This is a genomic window from Desulfoplanes sp., assembly GCF_054921335.1.
This window is the reverse complement of sequence record NZ_JBUDSQ010000010.1, coordinates 1-22235: the sequence shown is the minus strand read 5'-3', so window position 1 is coordinate 22235 and position 22235 is coordinate 1. Positions and strand designations below refer to the sequence as shown.

Below are 22235 nucleotides of genomic sequence, written 5' to 3'. Positions count from 1 at the left end.
AAATCCATAAGCGGGTAGACGGGATCGTCTTGTGATACTTTTTTTTGCAATCCCCCAATTATTTTTCAATTTCTTCGCCACAAGGACTAGCATTTTTTCCAAACATGGGATACGAAGCTCATAAATTTTTTGCACATATTTATGTCTGACCTATTTGGTTTTTATATAAATCAGGATCGAAGCCCGGGTTATGACGATCCTGAAAGTGGCTACAACCGATATTTCAATACCATTAGCACCAAATCAACTGGCTAAGGGGGTAAACTATGGCACAAGAGAAAGTTGGTGCAGTCATGGTTGTCGGGGGCGGGATCTCCGGCATCCAAGCGGCATTGGACCTGGCTGACACCGGTTACTACGTGTACCTGGTCGAGAAGACGTCGGCGATCGGCGGGGCAATGGCCCAGCTGGACAAGACCTTCCCGACCAACGACTGCGCGATGTGAATACTCTCACCAAAATTGGTAGAGTGCGGTCGGCACTTGAACATCAAACTCCTCACCCTGAGTGAGGTACAGAAGATCGAAGGCGAAGCTGGTAATTTTACCGTAACCGTCAAAGAAAATCCGCGGTATGTCGATGTCGATAAATGTATCGCCTGCGGCATGTGCGCGGAAAAATGCCCCAAGAAGGTCCCCAACGAATTCGACGGCGGATTGAGCAAACGCAAGGCGGCCTACATTCCGTATGGCCAGGCCGTTCCGTTGAAGTACGCCATCGATCCGGAAAATTGTATCTACATCCAGAAAGGCAAATGCCGGGCCTGTGAAAAATTCTGTCCCGCTGAAGCCATCAACTTCGAGGATACGGAAAAATTCCATGAGGTCCAGGTGGGTTCCATCATAACCGCACCCGGATTCAAGGCCTTTGATCCCTCTGTCTTCGACACATACGACTACGCCAAACTGCCCGATGTGGTCACCAGCCTCGAGTACGAACGTCTCCTGGCAGCCGGCGGCCCATGCATGGGGCACCTTGAACGTCCCTCGGACAACACCGTCCCCAAGAAGGTTGGCTGGTTACAATGCGTTGGCTCCCGTAACATCAACAAGTGTGACAACGGATACTGCTCCAGTGTTTGCTGTATGTACGCCCTCAAACAGGCCATGGTCTCGGCGGAACACGCCGATGGCGAAGACCTGGATCTGTCCATTTTCTACATGGACATGCGTACCCACGGCAAGGAATTCGACAAATACCTTGAAAAGGCCAAGGAAGAAGGCATCCGCTTTATCCCCGACCGCATCCATACTATCTATCCCGGCCCCGATAACAAGGGCGTGATCGTCGAATACATGGATACGACAACGGGTGAACGGGCCAAGGAAGAATACGATCTCTTCGTCCTCTCCGTCGGTCTGCAGACCGGCCCCGCTGCCCTGGAAATGGCCCAGAACATGGGCATCAAACTCGACAAGTACAACTTTGCCGAGACCACCAGCTTCAACCCCGTGGCCACCACCAAGGACGGCATCTTCGCTGCCGGTGCGTTCCAGGGCCCCAAGGACATTCCTCAGTCCGTTACAGAGGCCTCGTCCGCAGCCATGGAAGCGGCCGCCAATCTCAATTCCGTCCGCGGCACAATGACCCAGGACAAGACCTTCCCCGCCGAGACCGACGTGGCCGGTCAGGAACCGAGGATCGGTGTCTTTGTCTGCTCCTGCGGGATCAACATCGCCGGGACCATCGACGTCGAGGCCGTTGCCGAGTACGCCAAGACCCTCCCGGGCGTTGTCTACGTCAAAAACAATATGTTCACCTGTTCCCAGGACACACAGGTCCTGATGGCCAATGAAATCAAGGAACAGCAGCTCAACCGTGTCGTCGTGGCCGCGTGTACGCCAAGAACCCATGAACCCCTGTTCCAGGAAACCCTGAAGGAAGCCGGCCTCAACGAGTATCTCTTTGAGATGGCCAACATCAGGAACCAGAACAGCTGGGTCCACATGAAGGAAAAGGACCTGGCCACGGATAAGGCCAAGGACCAGGTGCGCATGGCCGTGGCCAAGGCAGGCATGCTTGAGCCACTGGACCACCTGTCCATCGGCGTGAACCAGACCGCCCTTGTCGTTGGTGGCGGTGTTTCCGGAATGAAGACGGCCCTTGGTATCGCCGATCAGGGTTTTGAAACCATGCTCGTCGAAAAGACCGACACCCTGGGTGGTAACGCCCTGCTTCTGAACAAGACCTGGAAGGGTGAGCCCATCAAACCCTATGTGGACGATTTGGTCGCCAAGGTCGAAGCCCATCCGAACATCAAGCTCTTCAAAAATACCACCCTCAAGAGCAACAAGGGTTCGGTGGGTGATTTTGTCACCGAGATCGACGTGGCCGGGGAAACCAAAGCCATCAAATACGGCGCGGCCGTCGTCTGTACCGGTGCCACCGAGTACAAACCCGATGAATACCTGTACGGCAAGGACGAACGGGTCTTGACCCACCTGGAGTTCGACAAGGAACTCAGGGAACACATGCCTGCGGTATCCAAGGCCAAGGGCGCGGTATTCATCCAGTGCGTCGGCTCACGCTGCCCTGAACGCCCCTACTGTAGCAAAACCTGCTGTACCCACTCCATGGAATCGGCCATTGACCTGAAAAAGGCCAATCCGGACATGCCCGTATTCATCATCTACCGCGATATCCGGACCTATGGCGAACGTGAAGATCTGTACACTGAAGCCAGGGAACTCGGCGTCATATTCGTCCGCTACTCACTGGACAAAAAGCCTAGTGTCACGAGCGAGGGCGATGATCTCGTCGTCCTGGTCGACGATCCCGTCTCCGGAAAAACCCTGGATATCCGCCCAAGCTATCTCGTCCTTGCCACGGCCATTGTGCCCAACAAGAGCGACGAGCTGGTCGACCTGTACAAGTGTGGCCTGAACGAGGACGGCTTCATCATGGAGGCCCATCCCAAACTGCGTCCTGTCGACATGACCGTCGACGGCATGTATGTTGCCGGGTTGTGCCACTATCCCAAGCCCATCGACGAGGCCATCGCCCAGGCCCAGGCCGCTGTCGCACGCGCTTCCGTTGTACTCTCAAAATCCGAGATGACTCTGGATTCCATCAAGTCCTACCCCACGGAAAACTGCGATGGTTGCGCCCTTTGCGTGGATACCTGTCCCTATGGTGCCATCACCATGGTTACCTACACGGACGAGGAAGGCGAAGAGAAACGGCGGATCGAGACCAATGCGTCTCTGTGCAAGGGTTGCGGTATCTGTGAGGCCACCTGCCCCAAGAAGGGTGTCTACGTGCACGGCTTCACAACGGAACAGCTCAGGGCACAGGTCATGACAGCCCTGGAGGATATATAACGCACTTTGGGCGTGGGATCTCTGTTTTCAGGGGATCCCACGCACGAAAAGCCATAAACAAGGAGACGTTTCAATGGCAGACAATTTTGAGCCTGTAATCATCGGATTCCTCTGTAACTGGTGTGCATATGCCGGTGCAGACCTGGCGGGAGTCTCCAGGCTGCAATATCCCCCGAACATGCGCGCCATAAGGGTCATGTGTTCCGGGATGGTCCACCCTAATCTTGTTGTCGACGCCCTGGAAAAAGGAGCCGATGGCGTCATCGTCATGGGCTGACACCTTGGTGAATGTCATTACCTGGATGGTAATCATAAAGCATTGGCTAGGGCAAACGCCATCAACTTGGTCCTCGAAGATCTCGGCATCAATCCCGAAAGGTTCGCGATCGAGTGGGTTTCAGGGGCTGAGGCTCCCAAATTCCAGAAAGTCGTCACGGAATTCACGGATAAAATCCGGAATTTGGGTCCAAATCCTGTCCGTTTGGAAAAGAAACAGGCTGTCAGCGCCTAACGATGTCAGGGTGGATCAAACTCTGATCCAACCCCATGGAGGTAAGAGATATGGCCAAAGTAACTGTTGCCGAAGAATGGCTCAACTCATGCTCCGGGTGTGAGATAGCCCTTCTGAATATCGGTGATGTCCTGGTTGACCTCCTGGTCAACAACCTGGATTTCGTCCACATCCCGGTCATCATGGATCATAAATACTTCGGACAGACCGGCGAAGAGGCCGAGATGAACATCCCCGAAGCCGTAGTCGGGATCGTTTCTGGAAGTGTGAGGAACGAGGAACACGTCGAGATCGCCAAGGAAATGCGCAAGAAGTGCACACTCCTCATCGCTCTGGGCACCTGTGCCACGGACGGCGGTATCCCCGCCCTGATCAACATGTATGGTAACGACGAACTGAATCAGTTCGTGTACAAGGACTCTCCGACCACGGATCCCGGCGAGCCCCCGACCAAGAACATTCCGCCCTTGCTGGACAAGTGTTACGCCCTCGACGAAATCGTGGACGTGGATATCTATTTGCCCGGCTGCCCCCCGCACCCTGATTGGATCACGGCTGCGGTCCTTGCCCTCCTCGAGGGTAAGACCGAATTTGCCATGCCCGAACGGTCGGTATGCGACACCTGTCCGACCATCAAAAAGGGCAAGAAGGGTCTTCCGGATATCAAGCGCATGCTCCAGACTCCGGAATTCGATCCGGATAAACCAATTGACGAAATGCGCTGTCTGCTGGAACAGGGTTTCCTCTGCCTCGGCCCGGTCACCCGTGCCGGGTGCGGCGGCAAGAACGGGAATCCTCGGTGTATCAGCACCCGCATGCCCTGTCGTGGCTGCTACGGTCCCATCCGCAAGGGTGCCAAGCCCATTGTCGACTACATGGGCGCCCTGGCTTCCAACGGTTTCGATCCCTCGGCCATGCCTGACCGTCGCGGGTATCTGGCCCGGTTCTGCGGCGCACACAACATGCTGAAAAAACTAGGTTAGGAGGAGATAATGGGTAAAACATTAAATATAGCCCCGGTCTCCCGCATTGAGGGTCATGCGAGCGTCACCATCCAGCTTGATGACACCGGAAATGTGGATGATGCAAGACTGCACGTCTTGTCTCTCAGGGGATTTGAAAAATTCGTTGTCGGTCGTCCTATCGAAGAGGTCTGCCGGATCGTCAACCGCATCTGCGGAATCTGCCCCTGGCAGCATCACCTGGCTTCGAACAAGGCCGCTGACGAGTGCCTCGGCGTGACACTGCCCCCCACGGGCAAAAAACTCCGGGAACTCTGCCAGATGCTGGCCTATATTCCGGACAAGATCCTCCACTTCTACTTTCTGGCCGCACCGGACTTCGTCCTCGGTCCCGATGCCGACTATTCCGTACGTAATGTCGTGGGTATTGTTGGTGCCGCTCCGGACCTGGCCAAAAAAGTAGTGCACATGCGTTACAAATCCCAGATGATGCTCGAAAAATTCGCCGGCAAGGTCATCCATCCCATGGCCGCTGTCGTTGGCGGATATTCCCGGCCCATGCAGGAGGAAGAACGGAAGGAACTCCTTGAAGGAATCAAGGAATTCAAAGACTTCGCCATGTTCACCATGAAGTTTGCCCGTGAAGATGTCTTCCCCAAATATCTGGACGCGGTAAAAACCCTGGGGGTATTTCCTTCCGGCTACATCGGAACTGTCGATGGTGAAGGCGCATTACAGCTCTATGATGGCGAACTGCGCATGCAGGATGCCAATGGCAAGATCGATCAGTTCAAGTATGCAGATTACAAAGATTATATCGGTGAGCACATCGAGGATTGGAGTTATCTGAAGTTTCCCTATGCCAAAAAATGGGGCAACCTGAAACTCGACGAAAATGATCCTGTCGGTGTCTACCGCTCCAACTGTCTTGCCAGAATCAATGTCTGTGACAAGATGGCAACGCCTCTGGCTCAGGAAGAACTTGAAATCTTCCGCAAGAGCTTTGGCCGCCCCGCTCATCTGACCCTGCTCTACAACTGGGCACGTCTGATCGAGCTGGTATACTGCGCCGAACGTGCCGAAGAACTGCTCAATGATCCTGAAATCACGGGCAGGGATATTCGGGCCACGAACATCGAGCCCAAGGCCGGTGAAGGCGTTGGTTGTGTTGAAGCACCCCGCGGTACCCTGATCCACAACTACAAGACCGATGAAAACGGCCTGTGTACCATGGCCAACCTCATTGTTGGCACCACGCACAACAATGCGGCCATGAACCTGTCCGTAAAACAGGCCGCCAAGGCGGTCATCAAAGACGGCAAATACGACCAGGGCATCCTGAACAGGATCGAGATGGCCGTACGCGCCTATGACCCGTGAATGAGCTGCGCTACTCACCGCCTGGATGGCGGTATTGCCATGGAAGTCAAGATCCAGGACAATGCAGGAAACACCCTGGAAACCATGAAACACTAGATTAGACAGCCGTACACAAATGGATTATGAAGGCCGTTGCCCGTAAGCGGGCAGCGGTCTTTTTTGTAACGCCCGGCCCTTTTGCGGTACGGGATGAGGAGTGAGTACATGGATTGGTCAAAGATGTTTAATTCCCGCGTGGTTGTCTTTGGTTGCGGGAATGTCCTGTATGCGGACGATGGTGTCGGTCCGGCCCTGGTAGCGGCCCTGGAAAAGGATCCGGAAGTGCCTGATGATGTCGCCCTGCTGGATGTGGGCACCTCCATACGAGGGCTTCTTTTCGACATGGTCTTGAGCGATACCCTTCCGGACCGGGTCATCGTGGTTGACGCGGTCACCCAGAGCGACCGTGAGCCCGGTGAAATCTTCGAGATCGATGTGGACCAGATGGATCCCAAGAAGATCCCCGACTTCACCCTCCACCAGTTCCCGACCACCAACCTGCTCAAGGAACTCAGGGACAACACGGGGATCGACCTGAAGATCCTGGTGGTCCAGAGTGCGTACATTCCCGACGCCATGGAAGAGGGACTCAGCCCGACCCTGCAGGAACAACTTCCCGAGCTCGTGACCAAGGTCAAAAGCTACTTCTAAAACGGACATCCAGGACCATGGGATCCGGAGTGGCCGTGAGCCTCCGCTATAAACGGACCGCATGGCGTGACCGCATAGGCGGTCCATACCTTCTTGTTCTGACAATCACGGGGGCACACCTTTCTCAATATTGTTGCCCGGGACACTTTTTGCGGCTGTTCTCTCGAGGTATTGTAACTATTCAGGTCAAAATTTTACTACCGCAACACGTTAAAATTGCGTGTCAAATCTGAGTGCCGGTCAATAAATTTGGGAAATTGGAGGATGTAAAAAATTTAAGGAATAAGAGACCTACCTGCTAACCGCCCCTATATAATTTCTTAAGGCTCTTAAATTTCTTACAGTAACGATTCTGATTCCTAGAAAATGCACCTGAATAGTCACGATCTATTTTGAGGGGACATGTACCCATAGCGGGAAATGTCCCTACAAATCCCCAACCAGCAAAAAACAATACAGAAATTGTCCGTCTGATTCTTCAGACCATGTATCGTTTTTTCCCAGGCACCAAGGGGTGCCACGGATACCTGCATGACCGAGACCACAAAAATTCGCAATTTCAGCATCATCGCCCATATCGACCACGGAAAATCCACACTGGCTGACCGGATTATGGAACTGACCGGGCTGATCGCCGAGCGGGACAAACGGGACCAGTACCTGGACAGGATGGAACTGGAGCAGGAGCGGGGAATCACCATCAAATCCCAGACGGTGCGCATTCCCTATGCATCTCCAGACGGGAACACCTACATTCTCAACCTCATTGACACTCCTGGACATGTGGATTTCAGCTACGAGGTGTCCCGCAGCCTGGCCGCTTGCGACGGGGCCCTGCTCGTGGTGGATGCCACCCAAGGGGTCGAAGCCCAGACCCTGGCCAACGTCTACCTGGCCCTGGACCACGATCTGGACGTTCTTCCAGTGCTGAACAAGATCGATCTGCCCAGCGCCCATCCGGACGAGGTGTGTCAGGAGATCGAAGAGGCCATCGGCCTGGACTGTACCGATCCCATTTTGGTCAGCGCAAAATCCGGAGAAGGGGTACCCGGTCTCCTCGAACGCCTCGTCCACGAAATCCCGGCCCCCACAAGTGCGCCGGGACGGCCACTCAAGGCGCTGATCTTTGATTCATGGTACGATTCCTACCAGGGCGTCGTCGTTCTTTTCAGGATTCTCGAGGGAACGATCAAAAACCGCCAGTCCATACGGATGTTCTCCACGGGCAAGGACTTCGAGGTCACCCGTTTGGGCGTGTTCTCGCCCGAACCATCGGATATCCCCGAACTCGGGCCCGGTGAGGTCGGCTTCCTCTGCGCAAGTATCAAAGACCTGGACGAGGCCCGTGTGGGTGATACCATCACCCACCCCAAAAACCCGACCAGTAAATCTTTTCCCGGTTTCAAAACGGTCAAGCCCATGGTCTTTTGCGGCCTGTACCCGGTGGAACCGGCCGAATACAGTGTGCTGCACTCGGCCCTGGAAAAACTCCAGCTCAATGACGCCGCCTTCGCGTATGAAGCCGAGACCTCCCAGGCCCTGGGATTCGGTTTCAGGGCCGGTTTTTTGGGCCTGCTCCACATGGAAATCATCCAGGAGCGGTTGGAGCGTGAATTCGGAGCGAATCTCATTGCAACCGCCCCCTCGGTAGTATACGAAATCCACAAGACCGACGGCGAGATATTTGAAATCGACAACCCGAGCAAGCTACCGAGCCCGGGAGAAATCAACACGATCAACGAACCATATGTGCGTATGGAGATCCACGTCCCCAACGAGTACGTGGGCAACGTGTTCAAACTATGTGAGGAAAAACGGGGGGTACAGAAGGATCTCAAGTACCTGACCGCCAACAGGGTCATCATAACCTATGAGTTGCCCTTTTCCGAGATCGTGTACGACTTCTTCGACCGCCTTAAATCCATGACCAGGGGATACGCATCCATTGACTACGAAATCATGGACTACCGTCCCGCAGACCTCGTCAAGCTGGATATTCTCATCAACAGCGAACCCGTAGATGCCATGTCCTGTATCGTCCACAGGGACAACGCCTATTACCGCGGTCGGGCCCTGGCCCTGAAACTCAAGCGGCTCATCCCCAGACAGCTCTTCGAGGTCATTGTCCAGGCGGCCATCGGGAGCAAGATCATCGCCAAGGAACGGAACGCTCCCCTGCGCAAGAACGTCACCGCCAAGTGCTATGGCGGGGACATCACCCGGAAGCGCAAGCTCCTGGAAAAGCAGAAGGAAGGTAAACGCCGCATGAAACGCATGGGGAGCGTGGAAATCCCCCAAGAGGCCTTCCTGGCCGCCATGCAGGTGGATGACAACAAATAATCCCCCCGCAAACGGCTTATCGGGCAAACCCTACCCGAATAACGATCCGGCCATGTTGCCAACAATGCAGCATTCCCATTCCACGGTTTCAATCCTTTACCCCTCTATTGCGGCCAAGCCGCAGTTTTAGGTTTTAGGTTCAAGCGGTTCTAAAAATTTCTTGTTGTTTATGGCAGATTTTCGCCAGTAACATACTAAAATTAAACAAATTTCTTAAAATTCGTAAAATTTCAAAAAGCATCGTCCCGGCCCCGATCCGGGATCTCTCTGTTCCACCAACGAACCGACTCTTCAAAAACCGAACATCTATCAGGACCACTCCATGGAACCACGCTGGCAAACTGTTTTGAAAGAATACGCCGAAGCCCTCATCATCGCCTTCATCCTGGCCTTTATCATTCGATCCTTCGTGGTCCAGGCCTTCAAGATCCCCTCGGGATCCATGCTTGAGACACTGCAGATCGGGGACCACCTTCTGGTAAACAAATTCACCTACGGGATCCGGATTCCATTTACCGACTTTTTCGTTACCCACTTCTCCGAGCCCGAGTTCAAGGACATCATCGTTTTCGAATTCCCAGAGGATCCTTCAAAGGATTTCATTAAGCGGGTTATCGGGACCCCGGGCGACGTCCTGGAGATGCGCGACAAGGTCCTCTATCGTAACGGCAAAAAACTGGACGAGCCCTATGCCCGGCATGTGGAACCCAACTACCGGCCCACGAGGGACAACTTCGGCCCGATCACCGTTCCTGCAAACAAATATTTTGTCATGGGCGACAACCGGGACCAATCCTACGACTCCAGATTCTGGGGATTCGTGGACCGGGACAAGATCGAAGGCAAGGCCATGATCCTGTACTGGTCCTGGGAGGGCTTCTCAAATATCCGCTGGAACCGGATCGGAAAACTGGTGGAATGATCCATGGTTTCCAAGGTCGAAACAACCGCTCTTCTCGGCATTGATGCCTTTACCGTTGAACTCGAAGTGGACCTGGCCCGTTCTGGGTTGCCCGCATTCTGCATGGTCGGGCTCGCCGAGGGTGCCGTCCGCGAAAGCAAGGAGCGTGTCTTCTCGGCCCTGAAGAACAGTGGATTCAAGCTCCCGGCATCGCGGATCACGGTCAACCTGGCCCCAGCGGACGTCCGCAAAGAAGGCAGCGGCTACGACCTTCCACTTGCCCTGGGACTTTTGGCCGGGGCCGGAGAAATCCCCGGCCATGCCTTGGCCGGCTATTACATGGCCGGAGAACTCTCCTTGAGTGGTGGGCTCAGACCGGTCACCGGAATTCTTCCCATGGCCATCAAGGCCCGGGAAACCGGGGCCAAGGCATTGTTCGTGCCCCAGGAAAACGCCGCCGAAGCCGCGGTCGTCAAGGGGCTGACGGTCCTGCCCGTAGACTCCCTTTCCCAATCCATCCGTTTTTTCCTTGGCGAGACAACCATTGAACCAGCGGTCAGCGATCTGGATTCCCTGTGGAATCTGCGTGAAAAACACCTGGTCGACTTCTCGGAGGTCAAAGGCCAGGAGCATGCAAAACGGGCCATAGAGATCGCAGCAGCGGGCGCACACAACCTGCTTTTCTTGGGGCCTCCCGGCAGCGGCAAGACCATGCTTGCCAAACGTATCCCCACGGTCCTGCCCCCCCTGGGCTTTGACGAGGCCCTTGAGGTGACCAAGATATACAGCGTGGCCGGGCACCTCAAATCCGATCAGCCCATGATCGTGTCCCGACCGTTCAGATCCCCGCACCACACCATCTCCGACGCCGGACTCATTGGCGGCGGCCAGTACCCCAGGCCGGGTGAAGTCTCTCTGGCCCATAGGGGAGTCCTCTTCCTAGATGAGCTCCCTGAATTCAAGAAGCACGTCCTGGAGGTCCTCAGGCAGCCCCTGGAGGACGGCAATGTGACCATCTCCCGGGCCGCGGTCTCCCTGGCCTACCCGGCAGACTTCATGCTCGTGGCGGCCATGAACCCATGCCCATGCGGGTATCTGGGCGACGAACGCCATCCGTGTACCTGCACACCGAGCCAGATACAGCGGTACAGATCCCGCCTTTCCGGACCGCTCCTGGACCGTATCGATCTCCAGGTCGAGGTCCCGGCCGTGCCCTACAAGGAACTCCGCCAAAACACCGGGGCACTGGACTCCACGACCATGCGCACACGTATCCAAACGGCCCGCGAGATCCAGTCCAAACGGTATCTGGACACCCCGCTGCTGACCAATGCCCAACTCTCGGGCAAATGGCTCCAGGAGTTCTGCCCCCTGGGTGATGCGGAGCACGGTTTTCTGGAATCGGCGGTCAAGAATTTGGGTCTTTCCGCCCGGGCCTTCACACGCATCCTGCGCATCGCCCGGACCATTGCCGACCTTGCCGGCGACCCCGGGCTCGCCGTTCCCCACCTGGCCGAGGCCATCAACTACCGCACTCTGGACAGACAAACCGACTACTTCTGATACCGGATTTTCTGATCTCGCCCGGCCAATACCCCGAAGATCAAAATCGCGGTAGGTCCAGCCGGACGATCCCGCTCCACTCCCCTGCCATTGACTTCTCTCCTCCTGTCCATATTGAGGGTTTGTACCCGATCCACGTTGACCACAGAGGAGGGGTCATGAAAATATTCCTGCCACTGCTTTTGACCATGCTTTTTGTCCTCTTTCCTGTCGTTCTCGCTGCCGCGAGCACGCAGATAACTCGTGATAATCCATCCGGCCTCGAAACGGCCACCTTTGCCGGGGGATGTTTCTGGTGCATGGAATCGGATTTCGAAATACTGGACGGGGTTGTCACGGTGGTCTCCGGATATACAGGGGGCAATGCGGCCAACCCGACCTACGACCAGGTTTCTTCCGGAACCACAGGTCACGTTGAGGCCATCCAGGTCGTCTATGATCCGACAAAAATCCCGTATGCGTTCCTTGTTGACTGGTTTTGGCGGCATATCGATCCCACGGACGCGGGAGGCCAGTTCGTTGACCGCGGCGGCCAATACACTTCGGCTATATTCTATCATGACCTAAAACAGCGGGACATTGCCACGGCTTCCAGAAAAGCCCTCGAACAGTCAGGGATAGTAAACAGTCCCATTGTCACCCCGATCCGCAAGCTGGAAACCTTCTACCCGGCCGAGGCGTATCACCAGGACTATTACAGGGAAAACAGTATCCGGTACAAGTTCTACCGCTACCGATCCGGGCGCGACGATTTTCTCAAGGAAACCTGGGGAGACAAGCTGGACCTGCGAACGATCGTCATCGGCGGAGACGTCGTCGACCCCGGGGAAGATCAGCTGCGCAGGATGCTCACCCCGCTCCAGTACAAGGTCACCCAGGAGGATGGGACCGAGCCTCCCTTTGACAACGCCTATTGGGACAACAAGCGGGACGGCATCTACGTTGATATCGTCTCGGGCGCCCCTCTGTTCAGCTCCAGAGACAAATACGAATCTGGTACGGGATGGCCCAGCTTCACCCGTCCCCTGGAACCCGGGAACATCGTCACACGGGAAGACCGCACATTGTTCACCGTACGCACCGAGGTCAGGAGCCGCAGGGCGGACACCCACCTGGGACATGTATTCGAAGACGGCCCTCCCCCCACTGGGTTGCGCTATTGCATAAACTCGGCGGCCCTGCGGTTTATTCCGGTAGAAGATCTTGGCAAGGAGGGGTATGTCGAATACCAGGAACATCCCAGATAAAACGAGGTATCGTCCCTGTAGACTGGAACGCCGAGCGTCTGCTCGGCAGCTGCTGGAGATCAGGGATTGGACCGATGGACTGGGGGACACAAGACACCAATTACGCACACGGCCTTTCCGCTGCCCCGATTGCCGACCAGACGATTGACGGTCCAGAAAGGGGCTGCCGTTGTGGGATCAATGTTCCGGTGACACCCGGATCTCTGGGCCATGGGGGACGATTGGTTCGACTTGTGGCCCAGGTCCGTCCCCGTATTCCCGGCCAGGCTTCTGACTTATGGCTGCGTCAGGAACCAACAGTACACGGAAACAATATCCCCGCCTTTTGCGTACTCCTTCCTCCACGGTTTCGTTCTCTTTCCATGCTTTAATCCAACCCACCTTGCCTTTTTGTTCCCAACAGGCCATACTCATTGCAAATCCCCCCACACTCTTTGCTCCCAAGGAGGTTCAATGCTTCGTAACATTTCCATCAAAGCAAGAATCCTGTTTTTGCTCGTTCTGCTCGTCATATCCACACTTCTGGCCAGTGGGGCCTTCGTCCTCGGGCTGAACGACCTGGCCGACACGGGAAAAAACAGAGCCATGTCGGCGATGCGGAAAGGGTATGAACGGACACTCAAATTCGGCGTCCAATCCATGGCCACCAAGGTCGGGGACGCCGTCGCCCTAGCCAAGGATTCCGGAGAGCCTCTCGGAACCATCGTTCGCAGGGAACTGGACAAGGTCCGGTTCGGTACCAATGGGTATTATTTCGCCTACACCCTGCAAGGGATCAACATTGCCCTCCCGACCAAACCCGAGCTCCAGGGAAAGAATCTCATGGATGCAAAGGATGCCAAGGGCAATTATTTCATCCGGGAGCTCACAAAAAAAGCCGAGGGTGGAGGAGGCTTCGTGACCTATTGGTTTCCCAAACCCGGTGAAAGGGAGGATTCTCCCAAGTTGGCCTATGTACAGATGATACCGGGCACAAAATTGTGGTTGGGAACCGGGGTATACATCGACGCCATCGACGCCAAGGGTGCGGCCATTGCCGAACGTTTCCAGGACTTCACCCACACGCTGATAGGCTGGATAGCATTGGGCATCGTCCTGATGCTCTCCCTGATCGTCATTCCCCTGGCATGGCTCATCGCGCGGAGTATCACCAAGCCCCTCATGGAGTGTGTCCGTTTTTCCGAAACCGTGGCCGAGGGAGACCTGCGCCAAACGCTCAACGACACCCACAGGGACGAGCTGGCCCAACTTTCTCAGGCCATGGACCACATGCTGGGACAACTCCGGGATGTGGTTTTCAATGTACAGTCAGGCAGCGACAACGTGGCCTCTGGGAGCACCGAGCTCTCTTCCGCCTCGGACAGTCTGTCCCAGGGGGCGTCCGAACAGGCGGCCACTGTCGAAGAAGTGGCCTCGAGCATGGAACAGATGACCGCCAACATCAGTCAAAACGCCACCAACGCCCGGGAAACCGAAAAAATCGCTCTGCAGGCAGCCGATGACGCGGAAAGAGGCGGACAAGAAGTGAAAGGAACGGTCGATTCAATGAAACAAATCGCCGAAAAAATCACCATAATCGAAGACATTGCCCGGGAAACCAACCTTCTGGCATTGAATGCGGCCATCGAGGCGGCCAGAGCAGGAGAGCACGGCAAGGGGTTCGCGGTGGTCGCTGCCGAAGTCCGCAAACTGGCTGAAAACAGCGCCAAGGCGGCCGGGGAAATCAGTGGGCTTTCCGGTTCCAGCGTACGGGTTGCCGAACAGGCGGGGCAAATGCTCGACAAGATGGTCCCGGATATCAAGAGAACCGCAGAATTGATCCAGGAAATCACTGCTGCGAGCAATGAACAGAATGCCGGGGCCGAGGAAATCAACAAGGCCCTGCAGGAACTCGACCAGGCCGTACAGCATAATGCGTCCGCATCCGAACAGGTTGCCGCGACCTCGGAAACCCTCTCGGCGCAGGCGGTGGATCTGCAACAGACCGTTAGTTTCTTCAATGTATCGGCACTGGATACGGTCAAGCAGACAGGGAATGGGACCCCAAGCTGCGGGATTCCGGCACTGGAAAACCGGCACCGACCCTGACCGTTTCGCCATATACAAAGGGGGATTCCGTTCGGAATCCCCCTTTGTATATGGCCAGACATCCTACCTTCACAGACCTTTTTTCCCGTCATAATGCCTTCGGCAGCGTCAGCACATACTCCCGGCACCCGTCGTGCGGCTGGAGTGGCACTTCCGACCGGGGCGACGGACAGACGGTTCCGTACTTTCGGGCAGGGTTACCGGTTCAGCACCATCCACTCCGGCGACGCGCTCAGTCCCAACCGGTCACCCACGCAGGAATGCATCATCTCCAGGATCGGTTACTTACTGTGCCCCAATTTGGTCAGCGTGTATTCCACACGGGGCGGCGCCTCCGGATAGACGGTTCTGGTCAGCAGACAATCACTATCCACCTCTCAAGCAAAAAACGGTTTGGTGACAAACACGATGCCCAGGAGAAAGATGCCCGTTCCGGCCGCCTTGCGGAACCAGTGGGCCCCCTGCTGCATGTTCCGGTTTTCGAGTACCCGTCTGGCGGCTGCCGTGGAACTCCCGGCCAGGGCGATCGGCAGGCAGTGGCCCAGGCCGAAAAGGAGCATGAGCAGGATCCCGGTGAGGATCTTTTCCTGCACCGTGACAATGGCCAGTATGGGCATGATGAATCCAAAGGTGCACGACCCGGAAAGCAGCCCGTAGGCCAATCCGAGCACAAAGGCGCCGGTCAATCCCGCAAGGCCCAGCCTTGCAGGATTGAACCGCCCCAAAGAACAGCCGGTCAGACCGAACATGTCCAGCCCGACCCAGATGAGGATGCCTCCAACCAGGATATTCCAGTAGGGGCCCACGTCTCCGAGCATCCTGCCGAGAAGAGAACAGATGATCCCGATGGACGCGATCGTCAAAAAAAGCCCTGCGGTGAACGCCAGGGCATACTTTACGGCTTCCCGGCCGCGTAGGATCCGGTTCTGTCCGCCCACGTACCCCACAACAAGAGGGATTGAGGCAAGGTGACAGGGGCTGAAAAGCACGCTGACCATACCCCAGAGAAAACAGCCGAGCCCGGCCATCCATGTCTCGGCCTGCATCCATGTATTGATAGCCACAAAGGCGTTTTCGAGCATACCCTAATTGCCCCCCTGGTCCGCAAGCAATGTATCCATGATCCGCGAAATCTTGTTTTCCGGATAAAATCCCACATGCCTTGAGACCTCCCTCCCGGCATGGTCGAAGAAAATCTGCGTGGGAATGGCCCTGATCGCGTATTTTTCGCGCTCTCCGGGATGATCCCACACATCGATGAACACGATGGCTGCGCGACCAGCGTACTTCTTTTCCAGCTTATCCATGACCGGGGCCATCATCTTGCAGGGGACGCAGGCGTGGGCACCAAGTTCGACCATGGTCACGGTGCCCGGAACGGGAAGGACGGCGGGGAAAGATCCGCCGGACCCGGCCGCATCACCTGCGGCCATGCCCATGATGGGGGAAAAAAAGAGGATACTCCAAATCAAACACAACAAGACCGTTTTGTTCATCAACAACTCCTCCTAAATTTCTGTGTGCGGGAATGGCCGGGACAGCACCTTCCACCTTACTGCAACCAGCCAAGCACGTCCTTTTTGCTCGGAACCGCACCACTCACCTTGATCTCGCCGTCCACGATCACGGCCGGCGTGGAGAAGACCCCATGGGTGACAATCTCCCGCAGATCGGTCACCTTTCCCACCTGTGCATCTGCTCCTGATTCGGCCACGGTCTCTCGGACAACCCTTTCAGCCTTTTTGCATTTCGCGCATCCGGCCCCCAAGATCTTGATGATCATTCTCAATCCCCTCTTGTTTACCCATCCCCCCGGTAACAACAACGCCGCTGTCAGGTTCACCGGGGGGACCTTTTAATATTTGGCAAAAAAGCCAACAATCTACAAAAAAATAGCCCCCTCTTTAAACAAGCCGGTGGAGACAACGCCAAGCCTCTTTGGCTAAATAGCCAAATTAGTCACCCGGGTCAACGCCTTTCGTTCCATGGCACGGGTTGCACGGACGCCACATCCGAATATGCAAGCATTCCGATCATATCAGTGCTGCACGACAACGACCGGGGAACTGCAATGCCGGATCACATGTTCGGATACCGACCCGAAAAGCGGTCGGAAATATTGCTTCTCCCATCCGGATCTCAGGGCCAGAACATCACCCGCACAAAGAGATGTGCCTGCCAAAAATAGATTTTTGCAGGCAGGGTTACGATTTAAGTTGAAAGGTTTACGTAAAATCAGGTTGTTACAAAATATGGTTTTGAGCTTAGACCTCACTTTTCGACTTTTTACAGGAGCATCCAAGGATGCACTTGGGCTGTTTGGCCGGATCCAGATGGGCAATCCGAGCACCTACAACGGCCATGAAGATTCTGCATCCGACCAGAAGAATCCATTGCAGCCGGTTGATATATCCTGTTGCCCATCCAGGAAGCACCGGAACTCCCATCCCGTGAGTGCTTACAGGGCAATAAACATAAAGCACTTTTTTCCCGCGCAATGTTTTTTTTAATTTGAACATTGGCAAGAAACATATTAGCCAATGAGGCAATCCAATCAGGATTGCCCGCACAACAACCTGAAAATGATTATTTTTTCGCTTTGCGCATATGTTAACCACAAACCCGCTCCAACAAGGAGGTTCTATGGCCGGCAATGGAAAAAGAAACGCTCGTTCTGTCATTCTGGGGGGTCTTTCCGGAAATATCATGGAATGGTATGATTTTGCGGTATATGGCTACTTCGCCCCGGTAATCTCGCAGCAATTCTTTCCATCCAAGGATCCCATGACTTCCTTGATAGCCACTTTTGGAGCCTTCGCCGCCGGTTTTCTTGTCCGTCCGCTGGGGGGAGTAATATTCGGACACATCGGAGACCGGGTCGGACGCAAATTTGTTCTTATCCTTTCCGGGATAATGATGGCCGTTCCCAGTTTTCTGATCGGGGTCATGCCCACATATTCACAAATAGGAGTTTGGGCGGCCGTACTGCTCATACTCCTGCGCATAGTGCAGGGCCTCTCGGTCGGCGGGGAATACACGACCTCGATAATTTTTCTGGCCGAGCATGCAAAAAGAAACGAGCGGGGCTACATGGCCAGCTGGAGCAGTGTGGGGGCGGTTGCCGGAGCGCTTCTCGGCTCGGCCGTGGGCGCGCTTTTAAGTACTTTGACGACCGACACGCAGATGGCTTCCTGGGGCTGGAGAGTGGGATTTTTGCTGTCCATTATAATCGGGGCCGGGGCCATGTATCTGAGCATGAAGATCCCGGAAGTGTCCATGGACAAGGAAAAAGAAGCTAACATCGAGGGCACTCCGATCGGGATCGCGCTAAGGACCCAGAAAGCGGCCATGCTGCGCGTCATCGGAATCGTGCTGGCCTATTCCGTGGGATACTATCTCGTGTTCCTGTATATCACCACCTTCCTTATCGACATCGTTAAGATACCCGCTTCAGAGGCCTTGGATATCAACACGATAAGCATGGTCGTTTTGATGTGTCTTTTGCCGCTCATGGCCAAGCTGTCGGACAAAATAGGGCGCAAGCCCGTTCTGATGTCCGCATCCGTTGGCCTTTTGCTTTTAAGCTACCCCCTGTTCTGGATGATGCACCACCATCACGCCATGGTCATCCTGGGCGGGCAGCTCGGGTTTGCCCTCTTTATCTCCGCGTTCGCCGGGACCAACCCGGTGACCATGGTCGAGGCATTCCCCTCGCATCTGCGGTGCAGCGCGATGTCCTTTGCTTTTAACATATGCTTCGCCTTGTTCGGGGGAACCACGCCCCTGGTGGCTTCGTACGTGATCCAGCACACGCACGACGACCTGTCCATCGCCTTTCTCATGATGGGAGCGGCGGCATTGTCGCTTATGGCGCTTTTGATCCATCCGGAAACCGCTAAGAAAAGGCTGCATTGATTAGAAATAACCTATCACAGGGTTCATTCGATTACCCCTGCGGCGTCCGGCACCCGCTGCCGGACGCCGGCAGCCCGTGTATGTTTATGTTGAACTGAGCCCAAGCAGCTCAAGGGACAGGCAAACTATACTGGCACTCGTGTCAAATGCATGCTACGGGGACGTATCTATCCACTCCATAGCCGGAGGTCGCCATGCCCCGTATCCCCAGGCTTCTCATGTCGGAAACCCCGACCGTCTATCATGTCATCTCCCGTACTGCCCTGCCCGGTCTCCCTTTCAACGCTTCTGACAAGGACTTCTTGCAGTCACTGATTTTTCGCTTTTCCAGGATTTATTTTACCGAAATCCTTGGATTCTGTCTCATGGACAACCATTTTCACCTCCTGGTGCGCATGTTCCCCGAGGATCACGGGGACACAGCCTCATTGCGGAAGCGGTACAAGCTGGCTCATGGGGGAAATGCCCTGTTTTCGTCTGAAAAAATAGCCGAGCTCCGACAAAAATGGAGCTCGCTTTCCGAATTCGTCAAGGATATCAAGCAAAATTTTTCCCGATATTACAACAAAAAGAATGGCCGCAAGGGGTATCTCTGGGGGGATCGTTTCAAAAGCGTCATCGTGCAGGACGGGCGCACCCTCGTGAATTGCCTGGCCTATATTGATCTGAATCCGGTTCGAGCGAACATTGTCAAACGTCCGGAAAAGTACCGGTGGTCATCCCTGGGCTATCATGTCCAGGCGAACAACCAGGGAGGTTTCCTGAGTCTTGATCTCGGCATGGCCGACTGGGGAGTTGAGAAGGGGGAGCGGCTCCGGAGATATCGCGGATTCGTCTATGAAACCGGCTTACTCGATGCGGGCAAGGGTGCCAGACTGGACCCGAACATGGTGAAGAGGGAGCGGAAAAAAGGCTACAAGCTGACAGCGGCGGATCGGCTCAGATACAGGACGCGATATTTCACAGATTCGGGCATCCTCGGAACCAGGGAATTCGTGGCCCGGCAATCCAAAAGGTTTCACGACTATTTTGCCTGCAAAAAAGAGAAAATACCCCTCAAGGTCCAGGGGCTGGACGGGGTTTTCTCGCTGAAACGCCTCTCCAACGGTTGATCACGGATACTTGTGTATTGTTCGTATCCTCCATGCGCGAGCATATCGGTTGCGCATGGTTTTTGCGCCCAAAATTCGGGGGCGCGGAACTATCCGGGGTGTATCTGGATCGGGGAGAAGGATTTTTCGTCTTGTAATCTACCGCGGGTATCTCCGGACCAGGCTCATGGAGGTTCGAGATGGAGAGGGTGTGTTGAATGAGGGGGGAAAGCTGGATGAAAGACATAGTTTGCCTGTCCCTGATATTGGTCCTGATATTGTCATCGCCAACTTTTCCTGGTGTCATGTCAGATTTTTCAAAATAAGCCGCACGGCCATGAGTATCAGGACAACCCCCAAAAATTTCTTGACCGTGCCCGGACGCATCCTCCTGTGCATGACAATGGTTCCCAGGTACCCGCCGGCCCAGGCGGCCAGGCCGGCAAAAGCGAGCAGCCGCCAGGAGACCGAGCCCATGGCCGCGTAGGTGACGAATGCGGAAAAGGAGGAAAAGGGGACGGCAAAGGCGGTGACTGCGGCAATCTTCTTGGGATTGAATCCCTGCAGGATCATGAGCGGGGAGATGAGGCCACCGCCGCCGATACCAAGCAGACCGGAAATAAAACCGGCCATAACGCCCACTAGAGTCGGACCGAGAACGGGGCGGTCCTCCCGGTACTGGTCTGCGTATTTGGAACCCTTGAAAAAGAGCATCATGGAACCGGAAAAAAGCAGAAACCCGATAAAGGCAAACATCACGAACCGCGTGGGAACCAGATGCCCCACCCAGGCCCCCACCGGGGCCAGGATGACCGATGCGGAAATGATGGGGATCCCCAGCCTGAAGTCAAGGCGCTTGTCCCGGATGTTCGAATAGGTGGCCCCGACCATGCTCACCGTGTTCACGAACAGTCCGGTGGGCCGGGCCAGACCGAAGGGAACCCCCAGCGAGGTCAGGGTGGGAATGAGGATCAGGGCCGAGCCCACGCCGCCCAGGGCGAAGATGAAGCTGAGGCCGAAGGACAGAAAAATAATGACAAGCGTCAAGGTATCCATACAGAGTATCTCAAATTTTCAATTATGCCTGATCGTAAAACAGGTTGCCGCATCAGGTAGCCAGATGCACCCTCCAGACCGTTTCCCCGCATTGCAGACATCCTGGTCGGAGAGCATTCTTCCTAGCAGTGTGGAGCAGTATGTTCAGTCGCACAACTAACCGTTACCCATGCAGATACCCTCGTACACAAAAACTCCTTCTAGCGATTCGTCACCAGAACCCACGTTTTTACACTTGTTTTGGTTGCAATGCCTCCATCTTGGACAGGGGCCCCGGTTTGAAGATCTTGACCAGTTCTTCCATGGATGCGGCCAGTCCTTTGACCTCTTCGAACCCGCCCGCACGAAGGAATGTGTAGGCAACAGCCCCGCGAAACACCGAAGAACAGAAGGCCACGATGCACCTGTCTTTGGGAAGTTCCTCCACACGCGCCGGCAGTTCGTGCAGGGGGATGTGTTTGGCAAAAGGAAAAGCCACATAGTCCTGTTCCTTGGCTGTGCGGATATCCAGAAACAAAAAATGATCATTACTCAGCACCTTGCGTATCCCCTCCACGCTCATGGTGTGTTCGCCGGACCCAAGAAAATCAAAATCCATTTCTGCTACAATTTCGTTAAGCGCCTTCATTTTTTTCTCCTTTGTCTGCTGATTTCATTGCGATCGATATGGGCCAGCCGTCCGAGCAATTCCGTGATTTCCGGACTCTCATCCGCCCAGGCGGCGACCTCTCCCAAAATGGATGCCAAATGGGGGCTAGCGGGAAAGGGGTCCGGAAAATAGATCACAAACGGTCCATCCTTGCGCTTGTCCACCAGCCCCGCTTCTTCAAGAATCCGAAGGTGCTTGGAAATGGTCGGCTGTGCCAGTTCCAGAGCCGCCTGGATCTCGCACACGCACAGTTCCCGCACGTGGAGCATCTTGAGAATCTTGACCCGACCGGGATCGGACAGGGCCTTCATGACTTTGACCAGATTTTTCATAGCCATATCTCCATATTGCTAAATGGCAATATTCTATCCGACACGGTTCGTCAAGAGATTGCATAATTATTCAGATGCGTTTTCCAAGAATCAGAATTTTGGATGCAAAGATACACCACATAACTCTTCGACGCTTCACTGTTCGATCATACCACGTTCCCCCCGGGGGGGGGGGGGACAGGCGCACCCC

At 55.2% G+C, this 22235-nt stretch carries 19 protein-coding genes; 12 read left to right on the top strand and 7 right to left on the bottom strand.

Annotation, left to right across the window (positions count from 1 at the left end; all coding sequences use genetic code 11):
• Window positions 1-266 precede the first annotated feature (266 nt).
• From ACY692_RS03735 to ACY692_RS03690, 10 genes are all read left to right on the top strand, one after another.
• Entirely contained in the window at window positions 267-3320 is a 3054-nt protein-coding gene (locus ACY692_RS03735; RefSeq protein WP_462323997.1) for an FAD-dependent oxidoreductase, read from the top strand.
• A 73-nt stretch (window positions 3321-3393) separates the two neighbouring features.
• Complete coding sequence (locus ACY692_RS03730) at window positions 3394-3831, top strand: hydrogenase iron-sulfur subunit (RefSeq protein WP_462323996.1); 438 nt, start codon at window positions 3394-3396, stop codon at window positions 3829-3831.
• Window positions 3832-3881: 50 nt separating this feature from the next.
• Complete coding sequence (locus ACY692_RS03725; RefSeq protein ID WP_462323995.1) at window positions 3882-4814, top strand: NADH-quinone oxidoreductase subunit B family protein; 933 nt, start codon at window positions 3882-3884, stop codon at window positions 4812-4814.
• A gap of 9 nt (window positions 4815-4823) precedes the next feature.
• The gene (locus ACY692_RS03720; RefSeq protein WP_462323994.1) at window positions 4824-6269 is read left to right on the top strand and encodes a Ni/Fe hydrogenase subunit alpha; all 1446 of its coding nucleotides are present in this window, start codon (window positions 4824-4826) and stop codon (window positions 6267-6269) included.
• A gap of 108 nt (window positions 6270-6377) precedes the next feature.
• Complete coding sequence (locus ACY692_RS03715; protein WP_462323993.1) at window positions 6378-6863, top strand: hydrogenase maturation protease; 486 nt, start codon at window positions 6378-6380, stop codon at window positions 6861-6863.
• Between the two features lie 531 nt (window positions 6864-7394).
• On the top strand, window positions 7395-9203 hold the full coding sequence (gene lepA, locus ACY692_RS03710; RefSeq protein ID WP_462323992.1) for a translation elongation factor 4: 1809 nt from the start codon (window positions 7395-7397) through the stop codon (window positions 9201-9203).
• Between the two features lie 322 nt (window positions 9204-9525).
• On the top strand, window positions 9526-10125 hold the full coding sequence (gene lepB / locus ACY692_RS03705) for a signal peptidase I (RefSeq protein WP_462323991.1): 600 nt from the start codon (window positions 9526-9528) through the stop codon (window positions 10123-10125).
• A 3-nt stretch (window positions 10126-10128) separates the two neighbouring features.
• Entirely contained in the window at window positions 10129-11667 is a 1539-nt protein-coding gene (locus ACY692_RS03700) for a YifB family Mg chelatase-like AAA ATPase (RefSeq protein ID WP_462323990.1), read from the top strand.
• A 158-nt stretch (window positions 11668-11825) separates the two neighbouring features.
• Complete coding sequence (msrB, locus tag ACY692_RS03695) at window positions 11826-12914, top strand: peptide-methionine (R)-S-oxide reductase MsrB (RefSeq protein ID WP_462323989.1); 1089 nt, start codon at window positions 11826-11828, stop codon at window positions 12912-12914.
• A 453-nt stretch (window positions 12915-13367) separates the two neighbouring features.
• Window positions 13368-15002: a methyl-accepting chemotaxis protein gene (locus ACY692_RS03690; RefSeq protein ID WP_462323988.1), complete on the top strand. Its 1635-nt coding sequence runs from the start codon at window positions 13368-13370 to the stop codon at window positions 15000-15002.
• 281 nt (window positions 15003-15283) lie between these two features.
• On the opposite strand, the gene ACY692_RS03685 is transcribed toward ACY692_RS03690, so the two are convergent.
• The 4 genes from ACY692_RS03685 to ACY692_RS03670 are packed head-to-tail and all read right to left on the bottom strand — an operon-like array spanning window position 15284 to window position 16785.
• Complete coding sequence (locus ACY692_RS03685; RefSeq protein WP_462323987.1) at window positions 15284-15376, bottom strand: winged helix-turn-helix transcriptional regulator; 93 nt, start codon at window positions 15374-15376, stop codon at window positions 15284-15286.
• Window positions 15377-15379: 3 nt separating this feature from the next.
• Window positions 15380-16084, bottom strand: a complete 705-nt coding sequence (locus tag ACY692_RS03680) for a cytochrome c biogenesis CcdA family protein (RefSeq protein WP_462323986.1) — start codon at window positions 16082-16084, stop codon at window positions 15380-15382.
• A gap of 3 nt (window positions 16085-16087) precedes the next feature.
• Window positions 16088-16498 (bottom strand): thioredoxin family protein, encoded by a 411-nt coding sequence (locus ACY692_RS03675; protein ID WP_462323985.1) that lies wholly within the window; start codon window positions 16496-16498, stop codon window positions 16088-16090.
• Between the two features lie 56 nt (window positions 16499-16554).
• Window positions 16555-16785: a thioredoxin family protein gene (locus ACY692_RS03670; protein ID WP_462323984.1), complete on the bottom strand. Its 231-nt coding sequence runs from the start codon at window positions 16783-16785 to the stop codon at window positions 16555-16557.
• A gap of 824 nt (window positions 16786-17609) precedes the next feature.
• Here ACY692_RS03670 and ACY692_RS03665 point away from each other — a divergent pair.
• Window positions 17610-18917 carry an MFS transporter gene (locus ACY692_RS03665; protein WP_462323983.1) on the top strand — a complete coding sequence of 436 codons (1308 nt, stop codon included), beginning with the start codon at window positions 17610-17612 and terminating at the stop codon, window positions 18915-18917.
• A gap of 194 nt (window positions 18918-19111) precedes the next feature.
• On the top strand, window positions 19112-20029 hold the full coding sequence (locus ACY692_RS03660; protein WP_462323982.1) for a transposase: 918 nt from the start codon (window positions 19112-19114) through the stop codon (window positions 20027-20029).
• A gap of 282 nt (window positions 20030-20311) precedes the next feature.
• Here the strand turns inward: ACY692_RS03660 and ACY692_RS03655 are convergent, their stop codons facing one another.
• From ACY692_RS03655 to ACY692_RS03645, 3 genes are all read right to left on the bottom strand, one after another.
• A complete protein-coding gene (locus ACY692_RS03655; protein WP_462323981.1) occupies window positions 20312-21064 on the bottom strand; it encodes a sulfite exporter TauE/SafE family protein in 753 nt (250 codons plus the stop codon).
• Window positions 21065-21293: 229 nt separating this feature from the next.
• A complete protein-coding gene (locus ACY692_RS03650) occupies window positions 21294-21692 on the bottom strand; it encodes a rhodanese-like domain-containing protein (protein WP_462323980.1) in 399 nt (132 codons plus the stop codon).
• Complete coding sequence (locus tag ACY692_RS03645) at window positions 21689-22045, bottom strand: ArsR/SmtB family transcription factor (protein ID WP_462323979.1); 357 nt, start codon at window positions 22043-22045, stop codon at window positions 21689-21691. The genes ACY692_RS03650 and ACY692_RS03645 overlap by 4 nt, the downstream gene beginning before the upstream one ends.
• Window positions 22046-22235 lie beyond the last annotated feature (190 nt).